Origin of the sequence: Nonomuraea sp. ATR24 (genome assembly GCF_041950485.1) — a bacterium.
GTDB lineage: Bacteria > Actinomycetota > Actinomycetes > Streptosporangiales > Streptosporangiaceae > Nonomuraea > Nonomuraea ceibae.
In genome coordinates, this window is sequence record NZ_JBGNUU010000005.1 from 602,102 (window position 1) to 609,186 (window position 7,085).

Consider the following 7,085-nt stretch of genomic DNA (forward strand, 5'->3'; position numbering starts at 1 on the left):
GTTGGGACATGGGCTCGCAAAACCGGTCAATTCGGTTCAAGATCTTTTTATTGTTACTGCTACCCCTCCTGTCCTTGAGCGCGCTCTGGGGTTTCGTGCTCAACCTCACCGTGAGCGACGGCCAGGCCCTCCTCCGCGGCGACACCCTCTACCAGACGATCGGCATCGCCTCCACCGACCTGGGGCTTCAGCTTCAGGCCGAACGGGAGCGGTCCATGGTCGCGGTCACCACCCGTAAGCTCACCGAGGACCTCGGCGCCCAGCGTGCCCAGACCGACCAGGCGCTCGGCGAGTTCCGCCAGGCCGTCACCGAGGCCGGCGGCGCGGTCAGCGCCGAGCTGCGCGGCCAGATCGACGCCCTCGACGCCGAGCTGCGCCGGCTGGGCCCCATCCGCGACGGCATCGACGACGGCTACAGCTCGCGGCTGACCGGGCTCACCGAGTACAACCGGGTGCTCGACGCGGTGTTCCGGTTCTACGACCACCTGACCCCGGTGCCCGACCTGACGATCTACCAGCAGGCCTCCGCCCTGCAGACGATGGGCAACGCCCGCGAGTTCCTCTCCAGGGAGCGGGCGCTGATCAAGGCGGCCCTCCTCGACCGGCAGCTCACCGAGCCGGAGGCGGCGGCCTTCACCGAGTACGTGTCCTCGCGCAAGTTCCTGCACGCGCGCGGCCAGGCCGGGCTCGACGTCCAGTTCCGCGCCCCGTACGAGGAGCTGTTCAAGAGCCAGACGTTCCAGTCGTTCGCCACGATGGAGGCGCGGATCATCCGCACCGGCGCGCCGCCCCCCGACGCGCCGTCCTGGGCGGCGGCGGCCGACAGGCTGATGGCCGAGCTGGACCGGATCGGCTCGGAGTCGGCGCTCACGCTGGCCTCGCGGGCGGCCTCCGGGGCGACCACTACCAAGATCGAGATCGGCGTGGCCGGCGGCGTCGGACTGCTCGCGGTGCTCGCCTCCATCATCATCTCCGTGCGCTTCGGCCGGCGGCTCGGCGCCGAGCTGGCCGGGCTGCGCTCGGCGGCCGTCGAGCTGTCGGAGCGGCGCCTGCCCGGCCTGGTCGAGCGGCTGCGCACCGGCGAGGAGGTCAACGTCAAGAAGGAGGCCAAGCCGATCAAGGTCAGCGGCTCGGCCGAGATCACCGACGTGGCCAGGGCGTTCGGCTCGGTGCAGCGCACGGCCGTGCACGCCGCCGTCGGCCAGGCGGCGCTGCGGCGCGGCGTCGGCCAGGTCTTCCTCAACCTCGCCCGGCGCAAGCAGGGGCTGCTGCACCGCCAGCTCTCGCTGCTCGACAGCATGCAGCGCCGCACCCACGACCCGGACCGGCTGGAGGAGCTCTTCCGCCTGGACCACCTGACCACCCGCATGCGGCGACACGCCGAGAGCCTGATCATCCTGTCCGGGGCCGCGCCCGGCCGGGCCTGGCGCAAGCCGGTGCCGGTGGTCGACATCGTGCGCGCCGCCGTCGCCGAGGTCGAGGACTACACCCGCGTCACGGTCGCCACCATGCCCTCGGGCGCGATCGACGGCGCGGCCGCCGCCGACCTCACCCACCTGGTCGCCGAGCTGGTCGAGAACGCCACCATCTACTCCCCGCCCGACACCGCCGTCGAAGTCCGCGGCGACCGGGTGAGCAATGGCTACTCGATCGAGGTCGAGGACCGCGGGCTGGGGCTGTCGGCCGACGAGTACGCCGCGTACAACGCGTTGCTGGTCGACCCACCCGAGTTCGACCTGGCCGACAGCGACAGGCTCGGCCTGTTCGTGGTCGCCAGGCTCGCGGAGCGGCACGGCATCAAGGTTGTGCTGCGCCGCTCCCCCTTCGGCGGCACCACCGCCATCCTGCTGGTGCCGCGCCCGCTCGTCACCGACCAGGAGGAGCTGACCGCCTCCGGTGACGAACTGCCCGCCCTGCCCAGCCGTACCCGGAAGAAGGCCCTCGCCGTCGTGAGCGGCGGCACGCACGCGGGGTTGCCAAGGCGGGTCAGGCAGGCCAACCTTTCATCCCGGCTCCAGCGGTCCGAGCCGGGACCTGAGCGGAAGAACGAACGCTCTCCCGACGAGGTACGCGACCTGTTCTCCGCGTTCCAGCGGGGAACCCAACGTGCCCGAGAAGATGTGAACGAGGAGGGGGAGGCATGAGTGTGCCGACGACCAACACCGGTGAGCTGAACTGGCTGCTTGACGACCTGACGACCAGGGTGGGCGCGGTCAGGCAGGCCGTCATCCTGTCGACCGACGGCCTGGCCGTCGGCCATTCCAAGGGCCTGAGCCGGGAGGACGCCGAACACCTGTCAGCCGTGGCGGCCGGTTTCCAGAGCCTGGCGCGCGGCACCGGGCGGCATTTCGGCGGCGGCGACGTGCGCCAGACCATCGTGGAGATGGAGTCGGCGTTCCTGTTCGTGACGGCGGCCGGACAGGGCACCTGCCTGGCGGTGCTGGCCGACGCCAACGTGGACGTCGGGCACATCGCCTACGAGATGGCGATGCTGGTCAAGCGGGTGGGCCAGCACATCACCACCAATCCGCGAGCAACACCGTGAGCGAGACCCCGCGGTGGCTGGACGAGGACGCGGGGCCGGTCGTCCGGCCCTACGCCCTCATCCGCGGCCGCACGAGGTCCTCGGGGGACAATCTCGATCTCATCGCCACCGTGAGCGCCGTCGGGGAACCTCCCGCAGACCTCGGCCCCGAACAGGCGCTCATCCTGCGTGTCGCACGTCATCCGATCTCGGTGGCCGACGTGGCCGTCGAGCTCGACCTGCCTGTCGGCGTCGTCCGGGTGATGCTCGGCGACCTGCGTGACCACGGCCTCATCTCTGTGTCGGCCCCCGCAGCGGCTGGGTCGCGCCCGAATGAGGGCATTCTCAAGGAAGTGATCAATGGACTCCGTGCTCTCTGAGGACCCCGTCGCGTTGAAGATCCTCATCGCCGGGGGGTTCGGCGTGGGCAAGACCACGCTGGTCGGCTCGATCAGCGAGATCAAACCGCTGCGCACGGAGGAGGTGCTCTCCGACCGCGGGATCGGCGTGGACGATCTCGACGGCGTGGAGGCCAAGACCACCACGACCGTCGCGATGGACTTCGGCCGCATCACGATCCGCGAGGGGCTGGTCGTCTACCTGTTCGGCACTCCCGGCCAGGAGCGGTTCTGGTTCATGTGGGACGAGCTGTCCTACGGGGCGCTGGGCGCCGTCGTCATCGCCGACACCCGGCGGCTGACCGACTGCTTCCCGTCGGTCGACTACTTCGAGCAGCGCGGCACCCCGTTCGTGGTGGCGGTCAACTGCTTCGACGGCGCCGACCAGCACAGCGTCGACGACGTGCGGATCGCGCTCGACCTCGACGACGGGGTGCCCGTGATGCTCTGCGACGTGCGGCGGCGCGCCTCGGCCAAGGAAGTCATGATCACCCTGGTCGAGCACTCGCTGCGGACGCTGACCGCCGCCGGCTAGAGCGCCCGCAGGCCGTTGATCACCTCTCTGAGGAGGCTCTCCGTCGGGGAGGACCCCTTGGAGATCGGCGCGCGCACCGCCACCAGGCCGTAGCCGAGCAGGTCGCCGAGGAGCACCCGGGCGACCTGCACGGGCAGGTTGAGCTCGGAGGCCACCTCCGCGACCGGCCGCGCCTGGGCGGCCACGCAGGCGAGCAGCCGCCGGTGCTGCGTGCCGAGATCGGCGTGCGCGGGCGCCTGCTGCCCCGTCGGGGCCACGGTCGCCAGCAGGTCGAGCGATGCGGTGGCCTTGGTGCGCCCCCGCGCCACCGCGTACGGCCGGACCACGGGCCCGGCCTCGTCGTCAACCCACTCGTGCTCGCGGCTCACGATCACGCTCCCCCATCCTGGTCGGTATCCTGACGCCCGCGCTGCCAACCCGACTGGAGCGAGGAGAGCAGGGCCCTGGCCTCCTCTGGTGAGCGCTCCTCGACGGGCTCGGCGGGTTCCTGCGGTTGCCTGAGCTGCTGCGGCAGGTTGGCCTGCCGGACGCGCCTGGGCAGCCCCGCCTCCTGCCGCGGCTCGATGCTCCGCCTGTTGGTACGGACGCGGCGGGGCAGCTCTCCCGGCCCGGTGTCGTTGCTCACGACCGAGACCGAGACGGATTCGAGCTGCTGCATCGGCTGGGGCGACGGCATCGGCTGCACCAGGGAGCCCGGCACGAGCACGATGGCCGTGGTGCCCCCGTACGGGGAGGGCTTGAGCGTCACGCTGATGCCGTGGCGGGCGGCGAGCATGCCGACGACGGCGAAACCCAGTCGCTCCGTCTGCGCCGGGTCGAAGTCGGGCGGGCTGGACAGGCGGCGGTTGACGGCGGCGCGGTCGGCGTCCGACATGCCGAGCCCGCGGTCCTCCACCTCGACGGCGAACCCCTTGCCGACCAGCTCGCCGCGGACGGACACCTCGTTGCCCGGGGAGGAGAACGTGGCGGCGTTCTCGATCAGCTCGGCGAACAGGTGCATGAGGTCGGCCACGGCCGCGCCGGCGATGCCGCACTCGGGCATCGGGTAGACGCGGACCCGGGTGTAGTCCTCGACCTGGCCGGCGGCGCCGCTGAGCACGTCCTCGACCGGGATGACGCCGCGCCACCTGCGCCCGGCGCTGCCGCCGGAGAGCAGCACCAGGCCCTCGGCGTGGCGGCGCATGCGGGTGGTCAGGTGGTCGAGCTTGAACAGCCGCTCCAGCGCCTCGGGCTCCTCAGTCTGGCGCTGCATCTCGTCGAGCAGCTTGAGCTGCCGCTGCACCAGCGACTGGCTGCGCCGGGCCAGGTTGCGCAGCGCCTCGGCGACGCCCTCGCGGAGCCTGGCCTGCTCGACGGCGGCGTCCACGGCGGTGTGCTGGACGCTGTCGAAGGCGGTGGCCAGGTCGGCGACCTCGCTGGTCGCGCCCTCGGCCACGGTGAGGGGCGGCGCCTCGGCGGCGATGTCCACCTGCTCGCCGGAGCGCAGCTTGGCGACGACCTCGGGCAGCCGGATCTCGGCGAGGTCGAGCGCGGTGTGGCGGAGCTCGGCCAGCTCGCGGGAGACGCGCCGGCCGACGCGGATCGAGACGAACACGGAGAAGACGACGGCGATGAGGCCGAGCGCGCCGGCCACGGCGGCCCGCACGATGACGACCATGCCGGCGGGCTCCATCCGGCTCAGCAGGATGCCGCCGGCGGCGTTGACGGCCTCGGTGTAGTCCTTCAGCACGGGGTCGACGGTGCCGCGCCAGAGCTGGAGGTCGACCTTGTCGCCGGCGACGTAGGTCTGCAGCGCCCGTTCCATCGTGGCGTGGCGGGGGGAGGCGGCGACCCGCTCCAGCGGGGCGCGCATCTCGGCGTCGAGGTTGGCCAGGGCCTTGGGGAACAGGTAGGTCCTGGCCCCGTCGAGGCCGGCCAGCATGTGCACCTCGGCCATCGTCCACTTGGTCGGCTCGTCGTCGCCGCCGTTGCCCGCGACGATGAGCGCGTGCTCACGGCTGAGCAGTTCGCGCACCTGCTGGACGGCGATGAGGCCCTGAGACTGGCGTGACAGCTCGACGTCGGTGCTGACGGTGAAGGCCGCGTAGAGGCGGTCGATGGCGTCGGGGATGGCGGCGTACCGGTTGACCAGGTCGTGCGGGGACAGCGCCCGCTCGTCGACCTGGCGGCGGATCTCCGACAGCCCGTCGACGGCCTTGAGCGCGGCCTGGAGCTGGACCTTCATGTCCTCGGTGAGCGACTCCTGGGTGTCCTCGGCCAGCGCGCTGTCCTTGAGCCGCTTCCTGACCTCGTCGGACGTGGCCCGGATGTCGGCCAGCTTGCGGGTGTCGGTGGTGACGCCGGACATCAGCTCGGCGGAGGCCAGGCGTTCGGCCTGCAGCTGGACGATCAGGGTGTCGGCGTGGTTGATGATCCCGTTCCAGAAGGTCTCGACCTTGAGGAGGTTGAGCGCCTCTCTCGACGTGGTGCTCGCGGCGAAGCCCCAGAGTGCCACCAGGGAGATCAACGGGATGATGAGCAGCGTCGAGATCTTGAATCTGATGGATCTGCCCGATGCCATGACACCCGCTCCCGGATAGAAGATCGCGGGAGACAATATCACCGAAAGACACGGTTTTAAGATCGACTAGCGATAAATCTGTGATATGTCGGGAAATTCACCGCCTTCCCCATCCACACCACTCGTACCAGCCAGGCGGCCAGCACCGCAAGCAGGGCCACCTCCGCCCCCAGCAGCACCCGCTCGACCAGCCCGATCATCACCCGCTCCCCCGGCAGGGCCACGTACGTGATCGCCAGCAGCCCCAGCCCGCCCGCCAGCGCCAGCCACTCCACCGTCCTGGCCACCGGCTTCCACGCCGGGTCGGCGGCCAGCCTCGGCACCAGCAGCGCCCCCGCCGCGGGCAGCGCCACGAACGCCGCCACCGACACGTACCGGTGAACGTGCGCGGCCACGTCCAGGTCCGCGCCGAGCGGCGTGGTCGGGATGACGGCCGCGACGAACAGCGCCCCCGACCACACCAGCATCAGCCGCTCCGGCATCCCCCTGACCGGCGCCCCCGCCGCCCGCAGCCCCGCCAGCAGCGCCAGCGACCCCAGGGCCATGACCGCCATCGCGACCTCCGTGACGCCCCCGCGGTCGGCCACGGCGTACTCGCTGACGGTCACGTTCAGCGGGTCCAGGTACGGGTCGGGGCCGAACTGCCCCACGACCACCCCGGACACCGCGAACACGATCGCGGCGCACGCGATGAGCGGGTAGGCCTTCTTGACTGCGGACATGGGGCAATCCTTCAGCCGGAAGGCCCCTCGGCGCATCCGGGCCTCCCCCCTACCCGTCCCTGAGGCGCCCCCTAGAGGCAACGCCGTTCAGTTAAGGGAGAGGGCTGTTCGTCAAGACCGGTGAACAAAGCAGCGGAGCCGCTGTAGAAGAGGTCTGTCACTCCAAGACATCCTCACCACAGGAGCTCCGCTGTTGGAACAGGTTGCCACACATCGAATGGCCGGGGTAGCGCCAGGGGTGTTCGCGCCGGGACATCTGGGTGAACTGACCCGGATCATTCCGTTCGAGATGGTCGATGATGTGCTGGCGCAGACCCGTGCGCATGAGCGCAGGGTCCGCCTGGTG

8 protein-coding genes are annotated in these 7,085 nt (G+C 70.9%); 5 read left to right on the top strand and 3 right to left on the bottom strand.

What is annotated here, in order from left to right; genetic code table 11:
• The first annotated feature begins 74 nt into the window (after positions 1 to 74).
• Genes ACBI99_RS17165 through ACBI99_RS17180 form a run of 4 tightly spaced genes read left to right on the top strand, consistent with a single transcriptional unit; the run spans position 75 to position 3,457 of the window.
• Entirely contained in the window at positions 75 to 2,144 is a 2,070-nt protein-coding gene (locus tag ACBI99_RS17165) for a nitrate- and nitrite sensing domain-containing protein (protein WP_375072676.1), read from the top strand.
• Complete coding sequence (locus ACBI99_RS17170) at positions 2,141 to 2,545, top strand: roadblock/LC7 domain-containing protein (protein WP_049557807.1); 405 nt, start codon at positions 2,141 to 2,143, stop codon at positions 2,543 to 2,545. The genes ACBI99_RS17165 and ACBI99_RS17170 overlap by 4 nt, the downstream gene beginning before the upstream one ends.
• Positions 2,542 to 2,904, top strand: a complete 363-nt coding sequence (locus ACBI99_RS17175; protein WP_219498903.1) for a DUF742 domain-containing protein — start codon at positions 2,542 to 2,544, stop codon at positions 2,902 to 2,904. Before ACBI99_RS17170 ends, ACBI99_RS17175 begins: the two co-directional genes overlap by 4 nt.
• The gene (locus ACBI99_RS17180; RefSeq protein ID WP_219498900.1) at positions 2,885 to 3,457 is read left to right on the top strand and encodes an ATP/GTP-binding protein; all 573 of its coding nucleotides are present in this window, start codon (positions 2,885 to 2,887) and stop codon (positions 3,455 to 3,457) included. Before ACBI99_RS17175 ends, ACBI99_RS17180 begins: the two co-directional genes overlap by 20 nt.
• Here ACBI99_RS17180 and ACBI99_RS17185 read toward each other — a convergent pair.
• From ACBI99_RS17185 to ACBI99_RS17195, 3 genes are read right to left on the bottom strand one after another with little or no spacing between them, the layout of a single operon-like run.
• Entirely contained in the window at positions 3,454 to 3,825 is a 372-nt protein-coding gene (locus tag ACBI99_RS17185; RefSeq protein ID WP_219498896.1) for a DUF742 domain-containing protein, read from the bottom strand. The two genes, ACBI99_RS17180 and ACBI99_RS17185, sit on opposite strands and share 4 nt — an antisense overlap.
• 2 nt (positions 3,826 to 3,827) lie before the next feature.
• Complete coding sequence (locus ACBI99_RS17190; protein WP_375072677.1) at positions 3,828 to 6,017, bottom strand: nitrate- and nitrite sensing domain-containing protein; 2,190 nt, start codon at positions 6,015 to 6,017, stop codon at positions 3,828 to 3,830.
• A gap of 56 nt (positions 6,018 to 6,073) precedes the next feature.
• Positions 6,074 to 6,739, bottom strand: a complete 666-nt coding sequence (locus ACBI99_RS17195) for a DUF998 domain-containing protein (protein WP_375072678.1) — start codon at positions 6,737 to 6,739, stop codon at positions 6,074 to 6,076.
• Positions 6,740 to 6,956: 217 nt separating this feature from the next.
• On the opposite strand from ACBI99_RS17195, the gene ACBI99_RS17200 reads away from it, so the two are divergent.
• Positions 6,957 to 7,085, top strand: a 129-nt coding sequence (locus ACBI99_RS17200) for a transposase domain-containing protein (RefSeq protein ID WP_375072692.1), incomplete at its 3' end; no start/stop codon positions are given.